Origin of the sequence: Nocardia sp. CA-084685 (assembly GCF_050955785.1) — a bacterium.
GTDB lineage: Bacteria > Actinomycetota > Actinomycetes > Mycobacteriales > Mycobacteriaceae > Nocardia.
The window spans coordinates 4,126,664-4,152,564 of sequence record NZ_CP192094.1 but is presented as its reverse complement, the minus strand read 5'-3'; the positions used below and the strand labels follow the sequence as shown (position 1 = coordinate 4,152,564).

The following is a 25,901-nucleotide window of genomic DNA, read 5'->3' as shown; positions in this document are numbered from 1 at the left end:
CATGATCCGATTCCGACACAACGATGATGTTCCATGATGTCGCACTTACTTGCCGATTATCGGAACAGTGTTGAATACCCTTCGGTAATCACCACGATCGGCCGCGCACTCGAACAGTGACGACGTGCCCGCCGCAGGCAGGTGTCAAATACCTCCGAAGGATTAATTGAAGAGAAGGGGTGTCATGGACACGCCACAACCTCGTGCAACCCGGCAGCTGCATAGGCGCACGGATCGGCAGAAACGATTGAGCAGAGGGGTTGATCGCGCAACCACTGATCGATGCTGGGCGGCAGGTACCCGTCGGGGAGTGTTTTTGCGGCGGACCTGAGGACGTCGGTGAGGATTCGACGGTTATGAATCTTGCGAGCTTAGAGAATTTGGCAGCCGAAGCGTTGCGAAGGGGCATCGACAATCTGGAGAGGCGTCAGGAACCAGATGGCAGCTGGCGCGGTCACTATGGTGGTCCGGCATTCCTGCTGCCGATGTACGTGGTGTTGTGCCAGGTTTCCGGGTACCGCCTGCCTATCGATAGAGTTGCACGTATCCGCAGGCATCTAATGTCCACCGTCAACTCCGATGGCAGCATAGGATTGTATGAGGGCGGAGCTGGAACGGTTTTCACCTCTGTCCTTGGGTACGTTGCACTCCGCATCCTGAGTGAAGACGTGCAGGAACCCACAGTCGTGCGACTGCGCGAGTGGATCCATGAGAATGGCACTCCGCTACGCTCGGCGTCCTGGGGAAAATTCTCGCTGTGTTTGCTGGGCCTGTACGACTACGAGGGAATTCATCCTCTCCCACCCGAGGTCTGGCTCCTGCCGTACTCGTCACCCCTCCACCCCCGCCGGACGTTTTGCCAAGCACGGCAGGTGGCCCTACCCATGTCCTGGCACAATATCTGCTCGACTCACAGCGGAAGGATGGCAGCTTCGAAGGTTGTTGGGGGGTCTGCTTCACCTATGGCACCTGGTTCGGCGTCTGGGGTCTCCTCGCGGCAGGAGTGCCGGTTGGACACCAAAGCATCGAACGGGCTTGCGCATTTCTGTTGTCTATCCAGCAGGACGACAACGGTTGGGGGGAGGCTCCGGAGAGCTGCATCAGCAGGCGGTATGAGCCGTCGCAGGGAAGCCAGGTGGTGATGACCGCCTGGACGTTGCTGGCTCTGATACGGGCTGGTTACTCCGCCCACCCAGGGGTTAGGAATGGCATCCGCTTTCTGATCGAGCGCCAGCACGGCGACGGTCATTTTGTGCGCGAGGGCTACAACGGAGTCTTCGGTCGGACCACGATGCTTAACTATGACAACTTTCGGCACTATTTCCCCTTGTGGGCATTCGCGGAGTGGTTGCGCGTCAATAATTGATCAAACGGAAGTGATATTTCTTCCACATATAGTGAGCCTTTTTCATCCTGACTGAAGGAGGCTGTGCCTCAGTGTGATTGGTATGGCGTGTCAGAGTGAGGATGGGCGAAGCCCCTGGTAGATCAGCTGTCGACCAAAACTGCTGAGTACCCGAGGCTTCACGTGTTGTTCTACTGTTCCGCGCTGCCGTTGTCACGTCGGACTTTTCACTTCGTCGCCGGGCTGATCCGTCGGCGCCGCCGCGCGATCGGCTCGGGCTCGACCCAGGCCGGCAAGCCCTGCTCGTGCTGGGCCACCTGCGTAAAGCCGAGACCTACGCCGATCTCGGGGCCGGGTTCGACATCTCGACGACCACCGCATGGCGTTACGTCGGCGAGACCGTGGAATTGCTGGCTGCCCGTGCCCCGAAGTTGCGGTCGGCGCTGAAGCAGGCGAAAACCGACGGGCACGCCTGTCTGATCCTGGACGGCACGCTGATCCCGATCGAGCGGGTGGCCGCCGCCCGGCCCTACTGCTCGGGAAGGCACCGCCACCAGGGATGAACGTGCAGGTCATCGCCATACCCGACGGGGATGTCGTGTGCGTGTCGGGTGCATTGCCCGGCAGCGTGCACGATACGAAGGCCGCCTGGATCTGGCAGATCGTGGCCGAGCTCGAGCGCAGCGGATGGATCGTGCTGGCGGACAAGGGCTATCACGGTATCGACGGCCTGCTCGCTCCGTACAAGGGGCGCGGGCAGAAGCAAGCCAATCGAGCCCACGCACGGCTGCGTGCCCGGTGAACGCCAACGCTCAGCTCAAGAGCTGCTGAGTTCTACGGAAGCTACGCTGCTTGCCCGCACAAGGCCGGACAGCCCGCCAAAGCGATTCACACCTTCCAAATCCGCGAACTCGAAGCCAACCGAGGATGAAAGAGGCTCACTAATGCGTTGGCGGAGAACACAATTAGGGCTATACAAGACAGAAGCGATCCGCGACGACTCGCCGTTCCGGACCGGTCCGCTGCAGGGTTTGGCCGATGTCGAGCAGCTCACCAGCAAATGGGCGGCCTGGTACAACAGCTCCCGGCTGATGCACCGCCGCGTTCGCCGTCCACCGGTCGAGCAGGAAGCCGACTACTATGCACAAGTCGCCATCCGCGGCGCAGTCACCACCGATGGCCACCGACACGGCCAGATCCAGCACGATCTTGCCCGGATCGTGCGCGGCCAACCGCTTGCGCAATGGTGCCAGCGCGCCCCGACAACGCCCGATCCAGCCCGACCTCCTCCGCCGTGCGCAGCAGCACTACCGCTCCGGCCTGCGACACGACCCCGGACCCGTCACCGCCAACTTTCAGCGACGGGTACCACGACATAGATTCACTCACCAGGTACTCCACCACCGCGAAATTCAACCCTAGAAAAGTCGAATTATCGTAGGTAGGAGCACCTTTCACTCACCTCCGGCAAGCGGTGCCGAGATCACCGCGAATGGCCGAGGCCTAGGAGTAGGTCTGCCGGTGGCTGCGGTTCGTTTCGATGATCTCGTCGAGGGTGTCGCGGGTTCGGAGCAGCTCAGCGATGTGCTGTTGGAGCTGTTCGCGTTCTTTGAGCAGGCGCGCCCATGTCTCGTCCGTCTGTGCGGCGCTGGGTGAATCGCCGCACGGCAGCAGTTCCGCGATGGTGCTGCTCGACAGCCCCGCGGCATAGAGCCGCTGGAGCAGGCGAACTACGGGGGCGGGCTGCGGGCCGGTCGGGGTGAAGACCAGCACCCCGCGCGCCGCCACCGGCGACGGACCGACCGGTTGCAGGCCCGTGGTGTCGGGATGGCTGATCCGGCCGCCGTGCATGATCTGTCCGAAGAGCCGTCCGCCGCGGTGCACGATGTGGATGCACTCTTGGTGGTCGGGGTTGCCGAAGCGTCCGAACTTCATGGTGCCCAAGGCATACGGGCTGACCTGGATGCCAGTGCGGCCGAGCGGCCGAGCGTGCATGGTGTCTCCTGCGTGGTTGGTGGCAGCCGGCGGGCCGGGTTCAGGGAGCGCCCGAAACCGTCTGTACTGCTTTGTATCCGGATCTTCGCGAGCGCACCCCGGGTGCGTCCGGATCGGTCGCACCGCGGGGCAAGGGCGTCAGGCCTGGGCGTACTCGGCAGCGACGTCGAGGATCCAGGTGATGCCGAAGCGATCGCGCAGCATCCCGAACCCGGGCGCCCACTGCGCCGGGCGGAATTCCTCGATGACGCTCGCCCCGTCCACGAGACGTCCCCACAGCGCGCCGACTTCCTCGACGGTGGCGCCGCGGACGGACAGGAAGAACGGTTCGGTGGTGAGGGTGGCGCCGTTCTCGCGGCGGGTGGTGGGCGCGCCCTGCGCGATCGGGGTGTCCGCACCGGGCACGTCGTAGGCCATGACGCGGAAGCCGTTGTCGGCGATGACCTGTCCGAACACCACCTTGGTGGCGTCGGGCGCTTCGGCGGGCATTCCGAAGTCGCCGTAGGTGGCGATGGTGGTCTGCCCGCCGAACACCGATTGGTAGAACTCCAGGGCCGCGCGAGCCTGACCGTGGAAGTTCAAGTGGGCGACAGCGTGTACCGACATGGTGATCGGGTCCCTTCGGAGGTGTTTTCGCCGCCGGAGGGTTCCAGCGACAACGCCACCCTGCCAGCAGTACAGGTCAGGGAACGTCCGCTATTTATGGCAGTCTGTCCCCATGCCGACCGCGTCGTCGAAGGTGACCTCCCGCCGCCTGCTCTCGCTGCTGTCGTTGCTGCAGGTCCGCCGTGACTGGCCGGGTGCGCTGCTCGCCCAGCGGCTGGAGGTGAGCGAGCGCACGGTTCGCCGTGACGTCGATCGGCTGCGCGAGCTCGGTTACCCCGTCCAGGCGGTCAAGGGACCCGAGGGTGGTTATCGGCTCGAGGCGGGCAGCGAGCTGCCCCCGCTGTTGTTCGACGACGAGCAGGCGGTCGCGCTCGCGGTGGCGTTGCGGATCGCGGTCGGGACCGGAGCGGGTATCGAAGAGGCCGCTGCCCGCGCTTTGGCGACCGTGCGGCAGGTCCTGCCGTCGCGCCTGCGGCGACGCGTCGACGCCCTCGAGGTGACCGTGGTCGAATCGGCCGGGCGCGGCGCCGATCTCCAGGTCGACACCGCCGTTCTGCTCGCGCTGAGCGCCGCCGTCCGGTCCGCGGAGGAGGTGCGGTTCGACTACCGGTCCGCGGCAGGGCCGCAGGATCCCAGGTTGCGGCCGGCGCGGCGGGTGCAGCCGCATCACCTTGTGGTCCGGGGTGGACGCTGGTATGCGATCGGATGGGATCCCGAGCGCCAGGATTGGCGGATCTATCGTGCCGATCGGATGGCGCTGCGCGTTCCCAACGGGCCGCGCTTCAGCCCCCGGCATGTGCCGGGGGGCGACGTCGCCGCGTTCCTGTCCGCCCGGTTCAAAGGCTCCGACAGCACCGACACCTGGCCTTGTCGCGGTGAGGTGGTCCTCGACCTACCCGCCGCACAGGTCGCCCCGTTCGCCGGCGACGCAGTCGTCGAGGAACTCGGCCCCGCCCGCTCCAGACTGCTGACCGGTTCCTGGTCCTGGGCCGCACTCGCCGCGACGCTGGCGCGTTTCGACACCGAGATCGAGGTCATCGGCCCGGACCCGCTGCGTGACGCCTTCGCCACCCTGTCCCAGCGCGCCGCGCGCGCCGCACGCCCAGGGACATAAGCATGTTCGAAGCATCGGAAGAACTCGCGTGGGTGTGGCGCACCGATCAGCCGTCGAACCATTCGGTGGCCTGGCCCGGGTCGGACCAGAACCTTGGGACGGTGCTGATCTGGGTGCCACGTCCTTCGGGGCAGGTGTGGATCTCCCATTCGGAGGCGGCGGTGAGCGTTCCTGGCGGTCAGGACACGTATTCGTCGCATGCCCCGCAGAGCAGGAACTCGCGGTACTTGATGTGCGCGCCGATCCTGTTGCCGCTCAACGGGTTTCCCCATCTGCCGGGCGCGCATGAGCGAGCAGCGAATCGTAGCTGATCCCAGAGACGGCGGGCACGGACTCCACCGCCCTCCGGTCGACCGGGTGGCCGTCTGGTTGTCGGCCCTGGACCGCCACGCCGACCGCCTGGCCGCGGCTCGACAGAGGGACCTGATGGTTCAGTTCGGAGGTGCGACGGGAACCCTGGCCTCCCTCGGTCCCGGTCCGGACGGCCTCCGAGTGAGAGCGACTCTTGCCGAGGAACTCGGCCTGCGAGACCCCGAGATCACCTGGCACGTTGCCCGCGATGGTTTCGCCGAGATCGTCGGCCTGCTCGCCGCGATTGGCGGGTCGGTCGGCAAGATCGGCACCGATGTCGCCACCCTGTGTTCGACCGAGTTCGGAGAACTGGCCGAGCCCCACCCAGACCGCAACAACCCTCGATCCCACGACGAACTCCGACCGAGGCTCGACCCGCGTCGGCGCCAGCCACGCCGGATATCGGCAGCTGCTGGTCTGGGCACGGCAATGGCCAGAACGCAGCTGGGCGGTGGAGAACGCTGAAGGCCTCGGTCACCATTTGGCACTGTGGCTGGTGACGATGGGGGAGGCTGTGGTGGATGTGGCGCCGGCCGCGACCGTCCGGGTGCGACAGCTTTCGCGCGTGGTAGCCGCAAGAACGACCGCATCGACGCTGCCGCTGCAGCGAGTGTCGCTGCACTGCACGGAGATTGCCGACCGGCGCAGACGGAAACAGACGCCGATGCGCTCGCGTCGCTCAACGAACGGCGGAAGAACTTAGCGTCCGTCCGTGACCTGAACCCCGCTGGCTGCGTCGGCCATCCCAATACCGCGCGAGCCGTCCACCAGCGCGCAGGGACGTGGAGAAGGGTGCCGCAAGTCTCGCGCGCCCGTCGCTCAGTGCTCCCCCTCGGCGGTCACCGGGTTGGTGAGACTTCCCAGACCGGTGATCCTGACGGTGACCCGATCACCAGGCGACAGGGCGCCCGAGCCAGCGGGGGTTCCGGTCAGCACGACATCGCCGGGTTCCAGTGTCATCGCCGCGGTGATATAGGCGAGGAGTTCGCCGACCGGGGTGAGCATGTCCGCGGTGCGGCCCGACTGCCGCATTCTGCCGTTGACCAGGCATTCCACCCGCAGAGCAGTAACGTCGACGGACGCAGCCGCGACCATCGGTCCCAGCGGGCAGAAAGTGTCGAAGGACTTGGCGTAATCCGGCAGGCCCAGCTCGTGCTGAATGTCGCGAGCCGAAACGTCGTTGGCGCAGCAGTATCCGGCGATGGCGTCCACGGCGGCGATGGCATCCACTCGCCGTATGCGGCGGCCGATGACGATCCCGAGTTCGGCTTCGTGTTCCACGCGGGAGGACTCCGGAGGTAGCACGATGGCCTCCCCGGGTCCGATAACAGTACCGGGCGCCTTGAAAAAGATCTGGGGTGTCTCGGCGCTCGCTCGCCCCACTTCGGCGGCGTGCGCGGCGTAATTCAGACCGACGGCAACGATTTTTCCCGGGCGCGGAAGCGGTGCGGAGGCGGTCGTGCACCGCACGGTCACCACGCTCCGGTGAGAGGTTGGGACTCGGCCGCGGGCCGATAGATGTCGGCAACAGCTTCGGTTATCCGATCGATGAGCTGCAACGCATGCGCCAGCACCCGACGCTCGTCCTCGGTGAGGGTCCGGTGCAGTGCTTCGACGAGCACGTGGACGCGCTCTCGTCGATCGGCATTGATAGCGGTGCTTCCCGCCGCCGTGAGCGTGAGGACCTTCTTGCGCGCGTCGCGCGGGTCGGGACCGGCGGCCACGAACCCCGCCTCGACGAGTTCCTTGACCGTCGTGGCCATGGTCTGGTGTCGGACCCCCCTGCGCGCCGCCAGGTCGGCGGTGGTCATCGGACCGCGCACGTCGAGCAGGTCCAGCACCGCAGCGAGAATGGGGGCGAGCCGGTCGGCCACGCGCGTACTACGGACCAGAGCGCCGACCGCGAGCCGCAAATGGCTGGCCAATTCGTCGGCGGTAGGCGCCGGTGGGGTCGAGGACGTGTCGTTCATAGCACCAGTCTAGCCGATATACAGCAAGGCCTGTACAGTACAGCCTGTACATCTGAACCGAGGAGCTGACCGTGCAATTGATAAAGCATGCCCATGCCTGCGTATCGCTGGTAGGAGACGGTGGCCGGATCGTTGTCGACCCGGGGACCTTCACCCCGGACGCGGCGGCGGTTGTTGCCGCCGCGGACGCGATCCTGATCACCCACGACCACTTCGATCACTTCGACGAGGCGGTGATCGACAAAGCCCTGGAAACCCGTCCGGAGCTGCGGGTCTACGGACCGGCCGCCGCCGTCGGGCGTTGGGCTGACCGGTGTGACCAGGTCAGCGTTGTGGCCGCCGGCGATCGTTTCACCGTCGCGGGCTTCGACGTTGCGGCGGTCGGTGACCGGCATGCCGAGATCCATCCCGACATTCCCGCCGGCGCGAATGTCGGCTACCTCGTCGACGGCCGCGTCTACCACCCCGGTGACGCCTACCACGTCCCCTCCGCGCCGGTCGAGACGCTACTGCTGCCGACCAGCGGGCCCTGGACCAGAGTCGCGGCCGCGGTCGACTTTGTGCGCGAGATCGCACCGAAGCAGCTCATCCAGATCCACGAAATCATGCTCAGCGACATCGGGCAACAGTCGATGGCACGCTTTCTGAGCCCGGCCATGCTGAGCGAGGTCCCGCTGACCATCGTCCCTGTCTCCGATGCGATCACGGTGTAGCGGGTCACATCAACACGGATGGTCCGGGCTACCCACCGCCCCTTATCTAGATGTACGGACATGAGAGAGGTTGGTGACTCGGTGGCTGGAAGGATGTCCTGGTCGAGGGCTTCGGGCCGGGGGCGAATGTGAGGGTTTGGCTTGACAGCGCAGCAGATCTCTCAGATCGGCAGCCCTCGCTGCGAAGTGCTGCCCGCTGTGACGCGGTCGCTCTGTTCGTCGAACGTGCCGCCGCCGCAGTGCCGGGCTTTGCGCTCACCGAGGACATCCTCACCGCGGTGACCGAGATCTGCCGCCACCTCGACGGGCTGCCGTTGGCGATCGAGCTGGCCACGGCCCGGCTGCGGACACTGTCACCCGAACAGATCCTGGAGCGGCTCACCGACCGATACGCACTGCTGACCCACGGCAGCCGCAGCGCGCCCAACCGACAGCAGACCCTGCGGTTGTGCATCGACTGGAGTTACTCCCTGTGCACCCCGGCCGAACAACAGGTGTGGGCCCAGTTGTCGGTGTTCGCCGGCAACTTCGAACTCGACGACGCCGAACAAGTGTGCCGGAATGACCTCGCAGCGGAGGACCTGCTCGACGTAATCACCGGCCTGGTCGACAAGTCCATCCTGATCTGCGAGCAGTCGGGCCCGGTGGTGCGGTTCCGGCTGCTCGAGACGGTTCGCGACTACGGCCTCGACAAACTCGATGAAGCGGGCCGGTACGCCGACCTGCGACGCCGACACCTGAACTGGTACCGAAAGCTCGCCCTGGACGCCGACGCCGACTGGCTCAGCCCCCGCCAACTCGACTGGATCGCCCGCCTCGACCGCGAACAACCCAACCTGCGCCAGGCACTGGACTTCTGCCTGACCGACACCGAAGCGGAACCCGACGCCGCGTTGTCGATAGCGGCAGCGCTGCAACCGTTCTGGTTCTCCCGAGGCCAGGTCGGCGAGGCGCGGCACTGGCTCGACCTCACCCTCGCCAGACGGCCCGCGCCCGCTACCGCCGTCCGCGCCAAGGCGCTGTGGCGTGCCGTCCTGGTGGCCGTATCCCAGGACGACCGCACCGCGGCGGCCGCACTGGTCGCACAGGTGCAGGAGCTGGCCGAACAGACCGAGCGACCGATCGTGCACGGATTCGCGGGGCTAGCTCTCGGCCTCTACGCGGTTCGCAGCGGCGACCTACCGCAAGCACGCGCACCCCTGGAAGCTGCCGTCGAGTCGTTCACTGCGGAGGACGACGTCTCCGGGCAGGTCTTCGCCCTGCTCGGGCTGGGATGGACTCACGAATTGGAGGGAGACAGCGCAACAGCTCTCTCGTACCACGAGAAGGGCCTGGCAATCACCGAATCATATGGCGATTACATGCATCGGTCATATGCCTTGTGGGGCACGGTGGTTGCCGCGTGGCGCCACGGTGATCGCGACGGTGCGCTGCGGCAGTTGCGGCAGTGGCTGCCACTGATCAGGCAGCAGAAAGACCCGCTCATGGCCTCGACAGCCCTGGAAACACTGGCGTGGATTCTGGGAGTCCAGGGCGGCACCGCGCGGCTCGCCGCGGTGTTGCTGGGCGCCACAAAGGCACTGCACCAGTTGACGGGCGCCTCCGTGGTGTTCTTCCCGAGCTTGGTGGTCCATGGCGAGGATTGCGAACGAGCGGCCCGTCGCACGCTCGGGCAGCGATACTTCGATGCCGCCTATCACGAAGGCGCCGCAATGGATCTCGACGCCGCGATCGGCTACGCCCTGGGCGAGCATCCCCAGGCTGCGACTCGCGGTCCGGGTCCGTCCGAGCTGACGACCCGGGAGCGGGAGGTGGCCGACCTCGTCGCAGACGGCCTGACCAACAAAGCCATCGCCGCCCGCCTGCACATCTCCCAGCGCACCGCCGACGGACACGTCGAACACATCCTGACCAAGCTCGGATTCACCAATCGCGCCCAGATCGCCGCCTGGGTCGCCGACCGGAGCCGATCGGCACACCCTCGAGGACGCTGACCTCGGCCATTCACGCGAGACACGCCGCCAGTAGCTCTGAAATGGTGGAAGGTGCTCTGAACCGAATAACCCCCGGCTTGCCGGTCGAATATCGAGGTCGTGGGGCAATGTTGGCCGCGAGTCGAAAGCGCCACGGTCCACACCCCCGTACCGGGTGGGGACTGCGGCGCGGGCCGGGATGAGGGTGACCGGTCCGACACACATCGGCTGCACGTGGCAGCGGCTCAGGCGGGCACCGTGAATTCCTCGGCGGCGCCGAGGGGTTTGGGTCTGCTGCCGGTCGTTGCATGCAGCCGTAGATATTGTGCAGAGACCGCGATCGTGAGGGTGAGCGCGGTCATTGCGGTCAGCATCATGACCGAGATCCAGAACATCTGGTCGTAAAGGCCTATGTCGCAACGGATGATGGCGCGCCGTGCAAAGGTCAGTGGGCTGATATCGGCGAACGGCTTGAATGCCGAGGGAGTGGTGCCGAGTGGGAACACGCCACCGAATGCGAACACGCCAAACATGTAGAAACTGAACGCTGCGATGCTGCCCGCGACGCGCCCGAAGACAACGATGAACATGTGCGTGGTGACCGCGGCACTGATACCGACGAGAACCACGACAGCAATCATGGTGGCCCAGTTGTGGGGTTCCCATCCGATCGATTTGCCGTATGCCGCAGTGGCGCCGGCCGCGACGATTCCCCACACCGCACCGATCAGCGTCTTGTCGACCACCGAGCGTAGTGCACGGCGTCGCAGCGAGCCGGGTTGTGTGCTTGCCCGCAACGGTTTCAGCAGCATCCAGGCGACGATGACGGTGAGGAATGTTCCTAGGACCACGATGACCGGGCCTGCGCCGCCGGCAAGAACTTTGTGGCTGCGATCGCCGTTGACGACCCGTTCGGCGGGCTCCTGGTTGGAGATGTTCATCGAGAACGGCTGGCTGAACATGCTGGCCGAGGCGTTCGGGTCGGCGACGTGGGGTGCGGTCGCCGACCCGTCGGTGAGTCCGGCGTCGAGTTGGTGCATACCGTTGTCGAGCTGTTCGGCGCCGTCCTCGAGCTGGTGGCCGCCGGTGGCGAGCTGCCCGAGTCCGGTGGTGAGCTGCTTGGTTCCCTGATCGAGTGCTTGCGTGCCGTCGCGTAGCTGTCCTGCGCCCTGTGCCAGTGCCAGCACCCCGGCCCGGTAGTCGGCGTTGGGGTCGGTGAGTTGCCGGGCGAGTTCGCGTGTGCCGTCGCGTAGTTGGGTGATCTGGGAAGTGATGCTGTCGGGGTTGGTTTGGCGGACCTGGTTGAGCAGTGATCGTAGTTGCGTGACGGCGGAGATCATCGCCGGATCGGAACTGGCGGCCAGTTTGTCCAGCAGAGGATCGAGCTGGGTGGCGAGCTGATCGAACGGGGTGAGTGCGGCCAGGATCGGTGAGGCGATCTGGTCGACTCCGTCGCGGATCTGGGCGGCCCCGTTACCAAGTTGGTCCGTGCCACCGACGAGTTGGGTCGCTCCGGTGGCCAACTGTGTGGCCCCGTTGCTGAGCTGGCCGGTGCCGTCGGCGAGTTGAGTGCTACCGGTCAGTGCTTGATCGAGCCCGGTGGCCAGTTGTGCTGATCCGTCGGCGAGTTGTGCGGCGCCGTCCGCGAGTTGCGTTGCGCCGTGGGCGGCGTCGCCGAGGCCGGAGCCGAGACTGTTGATGCCGATGAGGACCTGGGTGGCGAACTCTCGCCCAATCGAAGCGGTGATTTGCCGTTGTGCTTGTGCGATGACGCTGTCGGCTACCGAGGATCCGAGTGTTCCATTGAAGTCGTTGTACCAGACGTTGATTCGTGCGGGCGTGGGTTTGGGGTCGGTGACGGTGAGGATGTCGCGGGTGAAATCGCGAGGAATGACGACGGAGAAGGCGTAGCGGGACTCGCGCAGTCCGGCTACTGCTTCGACGCTGGAGACGCGATGGAATTCCACGTCGTTGCCCGAGGCGAGCCCGTCCAAGATCTGGGCACCGAGGTTTTCGGGTTTGCCATTGTCGATGCCGCCGACGTCGTCGCTGGCGACTGCCACCGGGACGTGTTTGAGATATACCTCGGGATCCCACATGACCCACATGTAGACAGCAGACACCAACGTTGGTACAACGAGCCCGAGAACCAGCAGCGCTCGCAGCAGACCAGGCCTGCTCGGCGGGTCAGCTCGGAGAACGCGCAGTCCGTCGATGACTCGCGCTGTGATGGAATTACCTGCCATGACGGCCCTTCCGGCACCGATCGGGCACAAGTGGCCCGCGGCGCGCATGCCCTGGAAAGTTGGAGATCCGCGAGCCTTGCTGTGGGCACGATCGGACTTGGCAAGACGCTAATCAGACGCGTGTGCATTCGGTGACCAAGTCAGACAGTGTGGCAGTGAAGACCCACCCGATGTCGCAATTTCCCCCATGGCGGCAAGACGACGGATTTCACCGTAACCGGGTCGTCACCGCGACGAAATAGCGGGCGATCCGATGATCCTAGCGATCGCAGCTGTCCAGAAATCGTCCCACCGTGACGTGTACGGGCAAATCTGGGTACACCGCAACAGCAGCATTGGGCTGCCCGCAGCCAGGAGCGCGGCTGGGCAGCCACCATGGTGTTGACCGAACCCGATGCGGGCTCCGATGTCGGTGCAGGGCGCACGAAGGCAACCGATCAGGGCGATGGCACCTGGCATATCGAAGGTGTCAAGCGATTCATCTCCGGCGGTGACGTCGGTGATACCGCAGAGAATCTGTTCCACCTGGTGCTGGCCCGGCCCGAGGGCGCCGGGCCGGGAACCAAGGGACTGAGTCTGTTCTTCGTCCCGAAGTATCACTTCGACCCGGTGACACTGGAATTGGGTGAGCGCAACGGCGTGTATGTGACTGGCGTCGAGGACAAGATGGGGATCAAGTCCTCACCCACCTGCGAGGTGAGTTTCGGCGCCAACGGTTCCCCTGCGGTGGGCTGGCTCGTCGGTGACAAACACAACGGCATCGCGCAAATGTTCAAGGTCCTCGAGAATGCGCGAATGATGGTGGGGGTCAAGGCGGCCGGAACGCTGTCCACCGCCTATCTCAGCGCACTCGACTACGCCAAGGAGCGGATCCAGGGTGCCGACCTCACCCGCGCAACCGACAGCGCCGCGCCACGGGTACCGATCCTCGGCGCGGCGCAGTTGAGGGTGTGCCGGTCAGAGAGGTTTCGGCCGGTGTGCGTTGGCCGAGCTGACATGCGCGGTGTCGTCGATGGGCCCATAGACCTGGCGGACTGTTGAGCCGATATGCGAGTTTCGCGGGGCTGAGAAGACTTCCGACGAGGGTGTCCACCGGTATGGGGGGATCGTCGTCGGCACCAACGCACGATCGGACCCGGCTCGCCGGACCCGACGCGCCTATCACTCCCTGCGAGACCATCCTCGCCGTCGCCGTAGCCGACGTCCTCGACGCACAGGCGTACGCGGGATTACAGTTCCTGGATCGTCGCGGCGAGCCTGTTGGGTGTGAGAGCTCCCTATCGCAGCTATCCGCTCGCGCAGGCCGAGCAGGCGCACGGGATCTGGAGGGGCGCCGGACCACCGGTTCGATCGTGTTGGTGTCCTGAGGTTTTGGTCAGTCGAGATCGTGGCCGGTGAGGCCGCGGTAGACGAATCGGGTGAGGGCGTCCACGGCCTGCTCGTCGGTGAGCGCCAGGCCGCCCTCCTCCACCGCCTGCAACAGGCCGGCGGCCGAGACGAACATCATCGCCAGGGTGGCGTCGGCGGAGCCGGGTAGGCGCAGGCCGGCGGGGGCGAAACCGTCGAGGTGGTCGGCCACCTCGTCACGCTGCTCGGTGGCGAAACGCGCTGCGATGTGGGCGAAGTCGTCATTGACCAGGGCCGCCTGCTGGACGGCGGGCAGGACCGGCCAGTTCGTGCGGGCGAAGGACCAGTAGCTCGCGATGTGGTAGCGCACCGACTCCGGGTCGGTGAAGTCGGCGGTCTGCGCCGGGTCCTCGGCGGAGGTATCGCTCTCGTCGGCAAGGTCTTTCAGCAGCGACTGGAGCAACTCCTTCTTGCTCGCGAAGTGGTTGTAGAATGAGCCTGCGGCCCGGCCGGCGGCCGCGGCCATGAATCCGCAGGTCCACGTCGCGGGAGCCGGGCCGACCGGGTTCGCCCTCGCCATCGATCTGGCGCGTCGCGGCATCGGGGTCCGCATTGTCGACAAGGCCGGGGAGTTCTTCGCCGGGTCGCGCGGGGACGGGTTGAGGCCGCGCACCCTCGAGGTGTTCGACGATCTCAGGGTGCTCGTACAGGGCGCATATCGTCTCGACCCGTTATCAGCCGCACCGCTGTGGCAGGCCCTCGCACTGGCTGCTGCTGGCGAGGACGCCCTCAGCGGGCGCGCCGTTGTAGCAGGCAGCTCACGGGGTGCTGAGCGGTGTGGTCGTGTCGATGGCCGAGAATTGTGGGGCTCCGGCGCGCTCGACCGGGAGTCGCTGCCTGTCGGCGTCGTCGGTGCGAGGTACGGCCAGCGAGACCACCGCTTCGGCCAGCGCCTGCACCGACGCGGTCGCTGCGGCGGTGTCTCGGTCGGCCAGCCACGCGAACAGGGTTCCGTCCAGGGCGATGGCAACCATGCGTGCCAGTGCTTGTTCGGGAACTCGCCATTGCACGTCGAAGCGTTCGCTCCCCAGGCGCAGGAACATCGCGGCGATATCGGTGTACAAGCGGTATTGCCAGCGGCCGAGCTCTCCGGGGTTGGTGGTGGAACGGATGTCCTGCACCGTCAATTCGTACAGCACCGCCTGCCGACCGGGATCGCTCATCCCCGCACTCAGCATCCGCTCCATCCCGGTCGATACCGCTGCGCGCAACGAATCCGAGGAAATCTCCAACCCCTGCAGGACCGCAGTCTGCGACTGCACCACCGATTCGGTCAGTTCCTGCAAAAGTTCCTCTTTGGATCTGAACGCGTAGTGAAACGCGCTTTGAGCCATCCCCGCCTCCGCGCAGATCGCGCGGGTTGTCGCTGCGGCGACTCCGTCGCGGGCCATCACCGCAAACGCAGCGTCCACCAACCGACGCCGCCGCTCATCGGACTTCAACCGTGCCACAGCAGACTCCTCCGCGACGTTGTGCCGGGCTCGAGACCCAGCCTCCGCGCACACCACCATACTGGGTCAGTTGACCCAGTCAGCCGTGAGTGGCCGTGAGCGCGCCATAGCGGGCTTATCGGACGGTCTTGACTTTCATCACCGACAATCCGCCGAGTGTGGCGAAGCCGGCGGCAAGGATATACAGCCCGGCGAATCCACCGCCGAGCTCGATCACCCAGGCGCCGACGAGCGGGCCCAGAGCCTGGGGGAGAGCCATCGCGATGTTCATGACGCCGAGTTCTCGAGCATTGTGTTCGCCATCGGGGAGGACGTCGGCGGCGAGTGCCTGATCGATCGACATGAAGGAGCCGAAACCAGCACCGGTGATCGCACTGGCGATCGTTGCGCCCCAGACGCTTCCGGTGGCAAGGATGACGATGGCGGAGATGGTCTGTAGTAGAGCGGCGATCATGACGAACGGCTTTCTGGCCCGGAAGCGATCAGACAGCCAGCCGCTGAGGATGGAAGCAACCACGACGCAGATCGTGTAGCCGCCGGTCAAGGTCAGCAGCGCGGTGTCGGGGTCGGTGACCTCGAGGCCGAACTGCAGGTAGTACAGGGCGAGCGAGGTGCCCAGGGCGTTGCCGAGATTGACCAGCACGCGCCCGATGAGGGTCCAACGGAAGTCGTGCACGACCAGCAGATGCCGGAGGGTTTGTGAGGCGCGGCGCGGACTGCTGACCTGGGGATCGGGTGTGGATAGCACGAACGGCGCCACGCAGGCGACGAGCAGGGCTGCGACGAGCAGATAGGAACGGGTGGTGCCGAGGGCCAGCGCCGCGATCAGCCCGATACCGAGAATGATGCCGAACGCCTGAGGTGCAGAAATCCAACTGGATACGACGCCGCGCTGCGATGTGGGCACCTGGTCGCCAATCATTGCGGTCAGCGACGCGCAAGCGATGCTGAAACCGATCATCGCCATCGACCAGCACAGTGCTATCCCGGTCGTCGTGTGCTGGGTGGCCAGCACGGCAAGCGCGGCCGAGAACACGAGGGATCCGGCGACGATCCACGGTCTGCGGCGGCCGAAGCGGCTGGTGGTGCGGTCGCTGAGCGCACCTGCGACGGGGAACGCGACGGCCGAGCACAGTGCGGCTATGCCGGAGATGAGACCGAAGTCGGCGACGCTGCGTTGCCAATTATCTTGGTGCAGAACAGTTCCTATGCCGAGGCTGCTGTTGAGTTGAGAGGGCAGGATCAGCTGGAACGACGTCAACTGCGCCATCCAGATTCCCAGCCATGCAAGGGCGAAGGCAGCGATCCAGCGGCGGCTGACTTGTCGCGCAGGGCTGCCACAGACCGGGGCCGGGGCGCTGTCCGCGGCCGAGGTGTTGGTGTCGTTCATGCCGGCTTTCGGTCGAGCGAAATGGGCGTCCCGAATTCGGTTGCCCAGCACAGCAGCTCGGGTGGGAGCGGTGAAGCTCTCCCATCCGAACCGTGCAACCCGGCTGTCATGGGAAGATCTGTGCGAGTGGGGGTTCGACCGCACGATGCCGGTCAGTGAGTGGGCAGCGGCGTGCTGATCTCTCCTGCGGCGTGCAGGGTGCTGTAGGCCTGGGCCAGCGCGACGATGGCGGCAGGAACCCCGAAGATCACTGCGCCGAGGATGGGTCCCACCGCCGCGCCCAGAGCCAGTCCTGGTATGCAGCCCCCGATTGCGCCGACAACTGCACCGACTGCGCAGCCGCCAACGAGTCCGACGACACCGCCGACCATGGTGCCCACGGTGGCGGCCAGCATGAACTCATTGCCGGCCTGACTGAGCGCGTTGTTGATATCGGTTTGTCCGTCGATGTCGGTTGCAGTGGCCACCGCCGACTGCGGCTGGTCGGGCACAACCGCGATGTCTGGCTGTGGGCGAAGGTCGATACCGGTGTCAGGGGCGTCGAGAGCTGCGGCAACCCGGGTGTCGACGGCCGTCTGGGGTGCAACCTGGTCCGGGATTGCGGCTGTCGCCGTGGCGGCCGGGGACAGCGGAGATTCGGCCGAGGCATTGGTGGCGGTGATCGTGTTTTCACCGGCCAGTACCGCGATCGCGATGGCGGTGGTTGCGACTGCGAGACGAGTGCGGGATGTGTGATGCACGAGACATTTCCTTGTGTAAAATTCTGTTACATTTTCCGTGAGCCGTGAGCCGTGAGCCGTGAAAGCCGCATGCGACTGGATAAGAGCTGAGGCTTTGTTGTGAGGGGTATCGGGGTCGTGCCCTCGAGCGGATCCGGACTTCGAACTCCGGCTGTCGCGAGATTCAATCAGCACTCACCCGACAGGCATAGGGGGATATCTGTCAGCACGGGGGCATCTGCGTCACAACTCGAACCGCAGGTCTATTTCTGCAGGTAGATCCTTCGATTCAAATGCAACTGGCATTATTTGGCCGCGCGGCGACGGGTATGCCGCCGCTGACGGCGGGTTAGAACGAGATTCGCGAAATTCCACCACCGCGGTGCGGTGAGTTTTCCGTTGCCGCCGTAGCAGCGGCTCGTTCGGCGCTGGGGCTTCGGCCTGTCCAGCGTTGATAGGCGCGCCGGAATTCTCGGCTGTCGCTGAATCCGACTTCGATCGCGATGGCCGTCAGAGGCATGTCCGATTCACGCAGCAGAATTCGAGCGCGATGCGTGCGTACCCGATCGCGAATTTCGCCGAATTTCTCACCGGCCTCGGCGAGTCGCCGGTGCAGGGTGCGCTCGCTGATTCTCAGGTGTTCGGCGATGAATGCCGCGGTGATCGGTCGTCGCAGATTCTGCCGCAGAACGGCCTCCACCGTGGTGACGATGTCGTGGCGGGATCGTTCGGGGTCGGCGAGGTGGCGGGCCGCGTCGACGGCCAACCCGATTTGGGCGGGGTTGGCGGTGGGCAGCGGCCGATTCAACAGGGCGGCATCGAAGTAGACGCGGGTGGCGCATGCGTTGAATCGGATGGGGCAGCGGAAGACTCGGTTGTAGGCCTCGGCGTATACGGGCCGTGGGTAGGCGAATTCGAGCCGAGTCGGTGTCATCTGATTGCCGAATATCGACCGAGCCAACACGAGTATCGATGTGCACGATTCCTCGCAGAGGAAGGCCAGCAGTTCCGGGTTGGGGCTGCGCTCGGCGAGCCGCAGCGCGAATTCTTTTGCGCCTGATTCGAATTCGTAGTCGAGCAGGCTGCCCGCAGCCTGGTGCAGGTCCAACCCAAGCGACACGGCCTGGCCGACGGAAGCCGCCGCGCGCAGGGCAAAGCCGGTCAGCCCCCAGGACACGAACACATCACGGCTACCGACCTGGATGCCGGTGGGCCCGGGCTCCAACCCTCGCAGGGCGCGCTGCAGGATGGCCGTTGCCTGACGAAACGACACCCGAGTCTCGGGCAGCGTCAGCTGCTGGCGAGTCAGACCGATCCCGGCAAGCCACGATTCGCAGGCCACGCCGCGATGGTCGGCGAGATCGAATACGCCCAGCAGCACACTCGGCGGGATTCGCGCATCCTGCAGGGCGGGGTCGTCGGCGCATCTCCGGCCATCGTGTGTGTCGGCGTGCGATTGGCGCAAAACCATAGGCGTCACCCGGTGATCAGAAGAGTATGGCGGGCAGCAGAGCCGACGGCATACGGCGGCATCGCACTGGCCCAACCGGGACGTGGCTTGGGTGCACGCATCCGCGGCCTGTACCCGCTTGTGGCGGGCCATCAGTTCGGTCAGCCGACCCGGTCGGGAGAACAGGTCGGTTGACCGAACTGTAACACGAATTCTCTGGGCAGCATCGTGCACGCCATCTACTCTCAACGCGTAATTGGGTCGCTTGACCCTGTCATTTGCCCAAAACGGTTGAAAGCTAAGGAGAAGCATGACGGATAAGACATATGCGCTGGTCACGGGCGCTGCAGGTGGTATCGGGTTGGAGGTCGCGCGACGGCTTGCGTCCCGCGGTCATGTAGTTCTCGCCGCAGAACGAGACCAGATGCTGGCCGAGCAGGCCGCTGAACAGATCGGAGCGGGAGCGGTGGCGGTGGCGTGCGATCTGGCCGATGGTGCCGCCGTCGCGGCGTTGTCGGCGCGTATCGAGAACGAGTGGGGCAGCGAGTTGGAGGTGTGTTTCCTCAACGCTGGCATCGTCGTTCCCGAAGATGTCGTGGACACCTCGCCTGAACGGGTCGACTTGCAATTGCAGATCATGCTGGTGTCAGCGATCAAGCTGGCCCGCTCGACGGCAATCGCGATGACAAAGCGCGGTAGCGGGCACATTGTGGCGACCGTGTCGCAGGGAGCGGTACTCGCCCTGCCGGGCAGCGCAACGTATTCGGCGGCCAAGGCCGGGCTGCGTGGGTTCCTGGCTGCACTGCATCTGGAGCTTCGAGGCAGCGGTGTCACGGTCGGAGGCGTGTACCCGAGCGCGGTGGACACTCCGATGCTGCGGCACGAGGCGACCCACCGCGGCAGCCTTCTCAACTTCGTCGGCACGATCTCCTCACCCGGCGATGTCGCCGACGCGGTGGACAAAGCCCTGCGTACCGGCCGCGTGGAGATCTTCGTCCCGGCCTCCGACGGGATCCTCACCCGTTTGGCGCAGTCCATGCCACGGCTGGTCCCGCTGATGCTGCCCGCCGCCAACTGGATCGGGGAGAAAGGCCGCCAACGCTACCTCGCCCGCATCGGCGCCTGACCCCCGTTCGTCACGATCAGATCTTTTACCCGACCATCGGAGAACCCATGACCAAGGAAAACAAGAGCGCAACCCGCTCCACGGCCGAGGCCAACGGCACCAAGGAGACTCGGCAGGCTGCCGAGGTACTCATCGACCGCGGCGATGCTGTCGCCATCGTGGGCGCTGGTCCGGCCGGGTTGAGCATGGCCCGCATGCTGCGCCACTACGGCGTCGAATACGACCAGTTCGAACGTCATTCCGACGTGGGCGGAATCTGGGATATCGACAATCCGGGAACACCGATGTACGAGTCGGCGCACTTCATCTCCTCACGCGACCTCTCCGGCTTCTACGACTTCCCGATGCCGAAGTATTTCGGCGACTATCCCAGCCGCCCGCAGATCCTGGCCTACACCCGCAGCTTCGCCGACACCTTCGATCTGCGACAAGCCATCTCGTTCGACACCGCGGTCGTGGCGGCCACCCCCAAGGGCCACCACTGGGTGCTGACCCTCGCCGACGGCCAGCAGCGTCGCTACCGGGGGGTGATCTGCGCGACGGGCACCAACTGGCGTCCGCGTATCCCGACCCATCCGGGAACCTTCGACGGCGAGGTCCGTCATGCGGTGACCCACCGTCGAGCCTCCGAATTCGCTGGTAAGCGTGTGCTGGTCGTCGGTCTGGGCAATTCCGGCGCCGACATCGCCTGCGACGCGGCCCAAGCTGCGGATGCGGCGTTCATCAGCGTTCGCCGCGGCTACCACATCATCCCCAAGCATGTGTTCGGAGTGCCCGCCGACAAGTTCGACGACACCAGTTTCACGATTCCGCGATGGCTCGAACGCCCGGTGGTGACCGCGCTACTGCGGCTGATCGTCGGCGACGTGACCCGATGGGGTCTGCCCAAACCCGATCACAAGCTGCTCGAGAGCCATCCGCTGCTCAACAGCCAACTGCTGCACCATCTCCAGCATGCCGACATCGCTGTCAAAACCGATATCGAACGCTTCGACGGTCCGGACGTCGTGTTCACCGACGGGTCCCGCGAGAAGATCGACCTGGTGCTGTACGCGACGGGCTACGAGATGCGCATCCCGTATGTGAACGCGGACCTGTTCGCCTGGAACGGCGACCGGCCGGCGCAGTACCTGACGGCGTTCAACCGTGAGCACCGCAACCTGTTCACCCTCGGCTATCTCGAAACCAACTCGAGTGCGTACACGTTGTTCGACAACATCTCCAATATCGTCGCCCAGTATCTGCGTGACCAGACGACCCAGCCACAGAGGGCTGCGCAGTTCGACCGCCTGATCGCCACCGACCGTCCCGACCTCAGCGGCGGTCTGCACCTCGTCAAGTCGGCCCGCCATGCTGGATACGTGGACGCGAAGTCGTTCAAGAAGGTCATCAAACGAGTGCGTAAGCAGATCGGCTGGACCGCTCTGACACCCCACTTCGCTGATCATCTGGCCCAGCCTCAGCAGGTGCAGGTAGCGGCACGCTGACCGGACAGCAGCCACAGCACTGTGTGGCTGCGCCACCGCAGTCGCGCGGGACGAGCTGGTGCGCCACCACACCGATCGTCAACCGAGTCGGCCAGGATAGCTGTTGACTGCCGAGGCGCCGTGGATCGCCGTCCGAGCGGTATCTACGGTTGTATGCCGCTCGTGGTCTCGATGATCTTCGGCTTACATCCCGCTTGGGGCATGTTGACAGTGCCACTCATCGGGTTCGTGACGGGATTCGGATGGGCCTCGTTCGGCATGCTCGTTGCGGGTGTGTTCCGGTCGATCGAGAACTTCAACTACGTCCCTGGCATCGTCACCACCCCGCTATTCCTCACCGCTGGCACATACTGCCCGATTTCCGCACTGCCGAAGTGGACGCAGATCGTCGTCAATGCAAACCCGGTCTATCACTATGTCCAGCTTGTCAGACATGCAGTGTTTGGCTTCTGAACCCAATGCATCGACCACATTCGAGGCGGTCGGTGAGGAAATATCCCGCGAGCCGAGATGATGCGACTGGCGAAGGTGGCCACGTCCCCCAAAGTCTAATCGTAGCGGTAGAGCAGGTTCAGCCCGCCTTTGTAGCAGAGAGCCTCGATCTCCAGGAAGAGCTGCATCTGCAATAGATACCGATCGCGTTAAAGGTCAGTTATGAGTTGAACCCATTCTGCGCGCAGAATGCCGATTTCTTTCGGAATTATGTATGTGAATGCAACACTGGAGGGGCGATGAGCTTCAACGTATGGATTAGTGCTGGGCTGGTCGAGACCGATTGCCCATTTGGCGAGTATCGGATTTCTAGCTTCAAGCTGGCGCAGGCCGAGGACGCGACGGCCATCTCTGATGGCGATACCGGTGTCGCACGGAGTCGGCGCCGCAACTGCATGTGTGTTGGGTTGCGATTGGTTTACTGCGGCGGCGATCGCGACCATCGGGATGGCGGCCACCGCGCTCGCGATTCGAAGATGGTCACAGTTTCGAGTGGTTGGAATGGCGGTATGGATTTCTTTTCTTTTGATGATTGTCAGTCAGATCCTATGGGGAACGCACTTTTTGATCTTATCGCACACCAGCATGGTGACATGGTTGCTACTGATAGCCATGGCTGTGGCGAGTCTGATAGTTCTTCCGGCTCATATTATTAATGTCTTCGAGCACTGGGAGGTTCTGCTCCGGCAGCAGTGGACCAGGCGGTCCGAGCCGCTTGCAGACTGGAAACCAGATAATCGGCCATCAAGGATCTCGATTCATGTTCCGACGCATGCTGAGCCGCCAGATTCGGTAATCGAGACCCTAAACGTGTTGTCGCAGTTGCGATACGTGGACTTCGAGGTATTGGTGATCGACAACAATACAGCGGACGAGACGTTGTGGCGGCCGGTTGAGGAGCATTGCCGTCGTCTCGGGCCCAAGTTCCGCTTCCTGCACGTCATGGGTATAACCGGCGCGAAAGCCGGTGCACTGAACTGGGCTCTTCAGCACACGGATCCGACTGCCGAGCTTGTTGCAGTGGTGGATGCCGACTACCACGTTGATCCAGATTGGCTGAAGCACACGGTCGGCTTTTTTGATGATCCGGAGATGGGATTCGTTCAATGTCCGCACGCCTATCGTGACTACAGCGACTCAGTATTCGGGAGAATGGCCAACACCGAGTATGCGATGTTCTTTCAAACGTCCATGGTGTCGTTGGATGAACATGGTGCCGGTTTGACTGTGGGAACCATGTCACTAATTCGCCGCAATGCGCTACTGGAGGCCGGAGGCTGGGCCGAGTGGTGTCTGACCGAAGATTCCGAACTGGCCATCCGCATCCATGCCCTCGGGTACCGATCCGTCTATTTGACCAAGGCCTATGGCAGGGGGCTGATCCCAGAGACATACGCGGGCTACAAGAAGCAGCGGTTCCGGTGGACCTATGGTCCAGTGCAGGAGTTTCGGACACATTGGCGACTGTTTGTGCCTGGTCCAGCGAGGTCTCCCTCTGTACTCACGGTCCGCCAGCGGATGCACCACGCGGTACATGGGTTGTCCATAGGACTGGCGGGCCTTCAACTGGTACTCATCGCGCTCTCGATAGCCTTGATCGCCGCGGCCGCCTGGAATCAGGACTCGCCCCCTCTTCTAGTACCGGCCTGGACTGCCCTAATTGCTATGGCGGCGTCGCGGAAAGCCATGCGGGCGCTGACCTATCGTCATGTGCTTCACTCGACCTAGCGGCAAGCGGCCGGTGGGGAGATCGCCACCGCCGCGCTGACCTGGGTGATCGCTGTCGCTGCTTTTGCCGCTGACATCGGATTACCCGCACATTGGCAGCGCACCAACAAGTTCCGCTCGTTGCCTTCCGGCTTGGGCGTGTTACGTGTAGCCGCCGGCGAAACCGTTTTGGGCATTATTTCTTTGTCGGTAGGCATCGGCGCCATCATCGTGGCATCGCCTGGTCTAACGCTCGCTATCGCCATAGGACTCATCAGCTACAGCATGTTTTTTCTGGCTTCTCCGGTGATCGCGGTGATAGCTGACCGGGATCTGCGGCGGAAATCAATCTCCGACAGCCGGCATTCACATACCGAATCCGTCAGTCGAGTAGTAGATGCAACTTAATTTAGGGTCCGTCACCACACATTAGTGCGTCCGCGCGCATCGAGCGAGTGGCGACCTGACTTAGGACACAGTTCGATCTTGTGGCCGGTGGCGGCGCGGTGACCTGCGCTGTTGCTGTCGGGTTGGTGAAAATGTGCGCACTAAGTCGATCTCGTTCGTAGGGTTTCGGGGTGGCGTACGTGCGCACGGTGAAGACCGCCTCGGGGGCGACCGCGGTACAGATCGTGTGGTCCTCGCGGCGAGGGTCGCGCGATATCGAGCATGTCGGGTCGGCTCACGGGCAGAAGGAGCTCGAAGCGTTGCAGGCTGCGGCGTGCCAGCGTCTGGCGGGCGGGCAGGCCGAGTTCGATCTCGGCCTCGGATCGGCCGAAATACCCAGTGCGACATTGGAAATCGTTAGTTCACGGGCGGGCCATTTGTGGGATGGGTTGTGCCGGGCCTACCAGGTTCTGGGCTTGGATGACGCCGCCGGTGGTGATGAGGTTTTCCGGGATTTGGTGCTGGCGCGGGTCATCGAGCCGACTTCCAAGGCCGACTCGCTGCGGGTCCTGTCCGAGACCGGCATCGAGTCGATGTCGTATCGGACGCTGACTCGGCGGCTACCGGAATTCGCGAAAGATAACTTCCGTCAAGGGATTTCGGCTGCATGCGCTCGCCACGCCGGGCTAGGTCCGGCCACTTTGGTGCTCTACGACGTCAGCACCCTGTACTTCGAAACCGATGCCGGCGACGGGTTCCGCGAGCCCGGGTTCTCCAAGGAACGCCGCCTGGAACCGCAGATCACGATCGGCCTGCTCACCGACGCCACCGGATTCCCGTTGATGGTGTCGGCGTTCGAAGGCAACAAAGCCGAGACCGCCACGATGCTGCCGGTGATCAACGCGTTCAAGACCGCGCACCGGCTCACCGATGTCACCGTCGTCGCCGACGCGGGCATGATCTCCGAAGCCAACCAGACCGCCATCCAAGCCGCCGGCCTCACGTTCATCCTCGGCACCAAAATCCCCCGCCTACCGTCGGTGATCGACGAATGGCGCCGCAAACACCCCGGCCAGCAGATCCCCGACGGACAGGTGTTCACCCAGCCTTGGCCTGCCAGCAGCAGCGAGAAAGCCCGCGGCATCCCCGACCGGGTCATCTACTACCAATACCGCGCCGACCGCGCGCGGCGCAGCCTGCGCGGCATCGACGAGCAGATCGCCAAAGCGCAACGCGCCGTGGACGGCAAGGCACCGGTCAAACGCAACCGGTTCATCAAACTCGCCGGGGCCACCAAGACCGTCGACCGCGCGTTGGAGACCAAGACCCGGGCACTGGCCGGGATCAAGGGCTACACCACCAACCTCACCAGCGCCACCCCGGAGTTCGTTATCGGCGCCTACCACCAGCTCTGGCACGTGGAGAAGAGTTTCCGCATGTCAAAGCATGATTTGGCGGCTCGCCCGATCTACCACCACAAACGCGAATCCATCGAAGCACACCTGAACATCGTGTTCGCCGCGCTAGCCGTCAGCCACTGGATCGAGCACCGAACCAGTTGGAGCATAAGGACATTCGTCCAGACCGCCCGCCGCTACCGCACCATCGAGATCCGCGCCGGGAACCAAACCCTCACCGCCGCAGACCCTCTACCCGCCGACCTCGCCGAAATCCTCAGCCACATCCACGAACACGACGGCCTCGGTGGATTTGCGCACTAATTTGGCCGAAGTCAGGTTAGTGCGTCCGCGCGCATCGAGCGAGTGGCGACAATGCCAGAGTCGCGTCGGTTGCATCAACTTTGCGGCCGTCGACTGATATTCCTGCGGCAACAACAGAGCGCAGATGAGCATCGAGCCCGATCTTGCTTGCCGAACCCGATCCGTCTGGCAGTACCGAACCGTCCCGGCTTTGTCAGCGCTGCTTCCCGCCCTCACCGGCGTCTCCCGGATCGGACTGCGCTCCGCTCCTA

Annotated in this window: 23 protein-coding genes and 6 pseudogenes; 18 read left to right on the top strand and 11 right to left on the bottom strand. The window is 64.4% G+C overall.

Annotated features, from left to right (window positions below; translation table 11 throughout):
• Window positions 1-356 precede the first annotated feature (356 nt).
• The 4 genes and pseudogenes from ACQP2U_RS18660 to ACQP2U_RS18645 form a co-directional block, all read left to right on the top strand.
• Window positions 357-878 (top strand): annotated as a pseudogene (locus ACQP2U_RS18660) (hypothetical protein); the annotation flags it as partial.
• Window positions 857-1,366 (top strand): hypothetical protein, encoded by a 510-nt coding sequence (locus ACQP2U_RS18655; protein ID WP_433715812.1) that lies wholly within the window; start codon window positions 857-859, stop codon window positions 1,364-1,366. The pseudogene ACQP2U_RS18660 and the gene ACQP2U_RS18655, both read left to right, overlap by 22 nt.
• 162 nt (window positions 1,367-1,528) lie before the next feature.
• A pseudogene (locus tag ACQP2U_RS18650) lies at window positions 1,529-2,276 on the top strand (transposase family protein).
• A 12-nt stretch (window positions 2,277-2,288) separates the two neighbouring features.
• A pseudogene (locus tag ACQP2U_RS18645) lies at window positions 2,289-2,496 on the top strand (IS3-like element ISMyma10 family transposase); the annotation flags it as partial.
• A 3-nt stretch (window positions 2,497-2,499) separates the two neighbouring features.
• On the opposite strand, the pseudogene ACQP2U_RS18640 reads toward ACQP2U_RS18645, so the two are convergent.
• The 3 genes and pseudogenes from ACQP2U_RS18640 to ACQP2U_RS18630 form a co-directional block, all read right to left on the bottom strand.
• Window positions 2,500-2,734 (bottom strand): annotated as a pseudogene (locus ACQP2U_RS18640) (transposase); the annotation flags it as partial.
• 114 nt (window positions 2,735-2,848) lie between these two features.
• Window positions 2,849-3,340, bottom strand: a complete 492-nt coding sequence (locus tag ACQP2U_RS18635) for a MerR family DNA-binding protein (RefSeq protein ID WP_433715811.1) — start codon at window positions 3,338-3,340, stop codon at window positions 2,849-2,851.
• Window positions 3,341-3,478: 138 nt separating this feature from the next.
• Complete coding sequence (locus ACQP2U_RS18630) at window positions 3,479-3,946, bottom strand: VOC family protein (RefSeq protein ID WP_433715810.1); 468 nt, start codon at window positions 3,944-3,946, stop codon at window positions 3,479-3,481.
• Window positions 3,947-4,058: 112 nt separating this feature from the next.
• On the opposite strand from ACQP2U_RS18630, the gene ACQP2U_RS18625 reads away from it, so the two are divergent.
• From ACQP2U_RS18625 to ACQP2U_RS18615, 3 genes are read left to right on the top strand one after another with little or no spacing between them, the layout of a single operon-like run.
• Window positions 4,059-5,060, top strand: coding sequence for a helix-turn-helix transcriptional regulator (locus ACQP2U_RS18625; RefSeq protein ID WP_433715809.1), 1,002 nt, complete (start codon window positions 4,059-4,061; stop codon window positions 5,058-5,060).
• Between the two features lie 2 nt (window positions 5,061-5,062).
• Entirely contained in the window at window positions 5,063-5,371 is a 309-nt protein-coding gene (locus tag ACQP2U_RS18620) for a hypothetical protein (RefSeq protein ID WP_433715808.1), read from the top strand.
• Window positions 5,346-5,876, top strand: coding sequence for a lyase family protein (locus ACQP2U_RS18615; protein ID WP_433715807.1), 531 nt, complete (start codon window positions 5,346-5,348; stop codon window positions 5,874-5,876). The genes ACQP2U_RS18620 and ACQP2U_RS18615 overlap by 26 nt, the downstream gene beginning before the upstream one ends.
• Before the next feature lie 354 nt (window positions 5,877-6,230).
• On the opposite strand, the gene ACQP2U_RS18610 is transcribed toward ACQP2U_RS18615, so the two are convergent.
• Both ACQP2U_RS18610 and ACQP2U_RS18605 read right to left on the bottom strand, forming a co-directional pair.
• Window positions 6,231-6,881: a fumarylacetoacetate hydrolase family protein gene (locus ACQP2U_RS18610; protein ID WP_364358761.1), complete on the bottom strand. Its 651-nt coding sequence runs from the start codon at window positions 6,879-6,881 to the stop codon at window positions 6,231-6,233.
• A gap of 2 nt (window positions 6,882-6,883) precedes the next feature.
• Window positions 6,884-7,381 carry a MarR family winged helix-turn-helix transcriptional regulator gene (locus ACQP2U_RS18605; RefSeq protein WP_433715806.1) on the bottom strand — a complete coding sequence of 166 codons (498 nt, stop codon included), beginning with the start codon at window positions 7,379-7,381 and terminating at the stop codon, window positions 6,884-6,886.
• A gap of 71 nt (window positions 7,382-7,452) precedes the next feature.
• On the opposite strand from ACQP2U_RS18605, the gene ACQP2U_RS18600 reads away from it, so the two are divergent.
• Together ACQP2U_RS18600 and ACQP2U_RS18595 are read left to right on the top strand one after the other, a co-directional pair.
• Entirely contained in the window at window positions 7,453-8,094 is a 642-nt protein-coding gene (locus tag ACQP2U_RS18600) for an MBL fold metallo-hydrolase (protein ID WP_396958999.1), read from the top strand.
• A gap of 128 nt (window positions 8,095-8,222) precedes the next feature.
• Window positions 8,223-10,088, top strand: a complete 1,866-nt coding sequence (locus ACQP2U_RS18595; protein ID WP_433715805.1) for an ATP-binding protein — start codon at window positions 8,223-8,225, stop codon at window positions 10,086-10,088.
• 224 nt (window positions 10,089-10,312) lie between these two features.
• On the opposite strand, the gene ACQP2U_RS18590 is transcribed toward ACQP2U_RS18595, so the two are convergent.
• Entirely contained in the window at window positions 10,313-12,313 is a 2,001-nt protein-coding gene (locus ACQP2U_RS18590) for a YhgE/Pip family protein (protein WP_433715804.1), read from the bottom strand.
• Window positions 12,314-12,625: 312 nt separating this feature from the next.
• Between ACQP2U_RS18590 and ACQP2U_RS18585 the strand changes: the two are divergent.
• Window positions 12,626-13,261: pseudogene (locus ACQP2U_RS18585) on the top strand (acyl-CoA dehydrogenase family protein); the annotation flags it as partial.
• A gap of 427 nt (window positions 13,262-13,688) precedes the next feature.
• On the opposite strand, the gene ACQP2U_RS18580 reads toward ACQP2U_RS18585, so the two are convergent.
• Window positions 13,689-14,186, bottom strand: a complete 498-nt coding sequence (locus ACQP2U_RS18580; RefSeq protein ID WP_433715803.1) for a TetR/AcrR family transcriptional regulator — start codon at window positions 14,184-14,186, stop codon at window positions 13,689-13,691.
• Here ACQP2U_RS18580 and ACQP2U_RS18575 point away from each other — a divergent pair.
• Window positions 14,185-14,352: pseudogene (locus tag ACQP2U_RS18575) on the top strand (FAD-dependent monooxygenase); the annotation flags it as partial. The gene ACQP2U_RS18580 and the pseudogene ACQP2U_RS18575 sit on opposite strands and share 2 nt — an antisense overlap.
• A 126-nt stretch (window positions 14,353-14,478) precedes the next feature.
• On the opposite strand, the gene ACQP2U_RS18570 reads toward ACQP2U_RS18575, so the two are convergent.
• The 4 genes from ACQP2U_RS18570 to ACQP2U_RS18555 all read right to left on the bottom strand — a co-directional run bounded on the left by ACQP2U_RS18570 (window position 14,479) and on the right by ACQP2U_RS18555 (window position 18,751).
• Window positions 14,479-15,171, bottom strand: a complete 693-nt coding sequence (locus ACQP2U_RS18570; RefSeq protein ID WP_433715802.1) for a TetR/AcrR family transcriptional regulator — start codon at window positions 15,169-15,171, stop codon at window positions 14,479-14,481.
• Window positions 15,172-15,286: 115 nt separating this feature from the next.
• Entirely contained in the window at window positions 15,287-16,441 is a 1,155-nt protein-coding gene (locus ACQP2U_RS18565) for an MFS transporter (RefSeq protein ID WP_433716520.1), read from the bottom strand.
• 272 nt (window positions 16,442-16,713) lie between these two features.
• Complete coding sequence (locus ACQP2U_RS18560; RefSeq protein ID WP_433715801.1) at window positions 16,714-17,301, bottom strand: hypothetical protein; 588 nt, start codon at window positions 17,299-17,301, stop codon at window positions 16,714-16,716.
• 328 nt (window positions 17,302-17,629) lie between these two features.
• Window positions 17,630-18,751, bottom strand: coding sequence for an AraC family transcriptional regulator (locus ACQP2U_RS18555; RefSeq protein WP_433715800.1), 1,122 nt, complete (start codon window positions 18,749-18,751; stop codon window positions 17,630-17,632).
• Between the two features lie 12 nt (window positions 18,752-18,763).
• On the opposite strand from ACQP2U_RS18555, the gene ACQP2U_RS18550 reads away from it, so the two are divergent.
• The 7 genes from ACQP2U_RS18550 (at window position 18,764) to ACQP2U_RS18520 (ending at window position 25,650) form a co-directional block, all read left to right on the top strand.
• Window positions 18,764-18,925, top strand: a complete 162-nt coding sequence (locus ACQP2U_RS18550; RefSeq protein WP_433715799.1) for a hypothetical protein — start codon at window positions 18,764-18,766, stop codon at window positions 18,923-18,925.
• 115 nt (window positions 18,926-19,040) lie between these two features.
• Window positions 19,041-19,856, top strand: coding sequence for an SDR family NAD(P)-dependent oxidoreductase (locus tag ACQP2U_RS18545; RefSeq protein ID WP_433715798.1), 816 nt, complete (start codon window positions 19,041-19,043; stop codon window positions 19,854-19,856).
• A 47-nt stretch (window positions 19,857-19,903) separates the two neighbouring features.
• On the top strand, window positions 19,904-21,343 hold the full coding sequence (locus ACQP2U_RS18540) for a flavin-containing monooxygenase (protein WP_433715797.1): 1,440 nt from the start codon (window positions 19,904-19,906) through the stop codon (window positions 21,341-21,343).
• A 153-nt stretch (window positions 21,344-21,496) separates the two neighbouring features.
• Window positions 21,497-21,796 carry an ABC transporter permease gene (locus tag ACQP2U_RS18535; protein ID WP_433715796.1) on the top strand — a complete coding sequence of 100 codons (300 nt, stop codon included), beginning with the start codon at window positions 21,497-21,499 and terminating at the stop codon, window positions 21,794-21,796.
• 405 nt (window positions 21,797-22,201) lie between these two features.
• Entirely contained in the window at window positions 22,202-23,563 is a 1,362-nt protein-coding gene (locus ACQP2U_RS18530; protein ID WP_433715795.1) for a glycosyltransferase family 2 protein, read from the top strand.
• 45 nt (window positions 23,564-23,608) lie between these two features.
• On the top strand, window positions 23,609-23,950 hold the full coding sequence (locus ACQP2U_RS18525) for a hypothetical protein (RefSeq protein WP_433715794.1): 342 nt from the start codon (window positions 23,609-23,611) through the stop codon (window positions 23,948-23,950).
• 170 nt (window positions 23,951-24,120) lie between these two features.
• The gene (locus tag ACQP2U_RS18520; RefSeq protein ID WP_433715793.1) at window positions 24,121-25,650 is read left to right on the top strand and encodes an IS1634 family transposase; all 1,530 of its coding nucleotides are present in this window, start codon (window positions 24,121-24,123) and stop codon (window positions 25,648-25,650) included.
• Window positions 25,651-25,901: the final 251 nt, after the last annotated feature.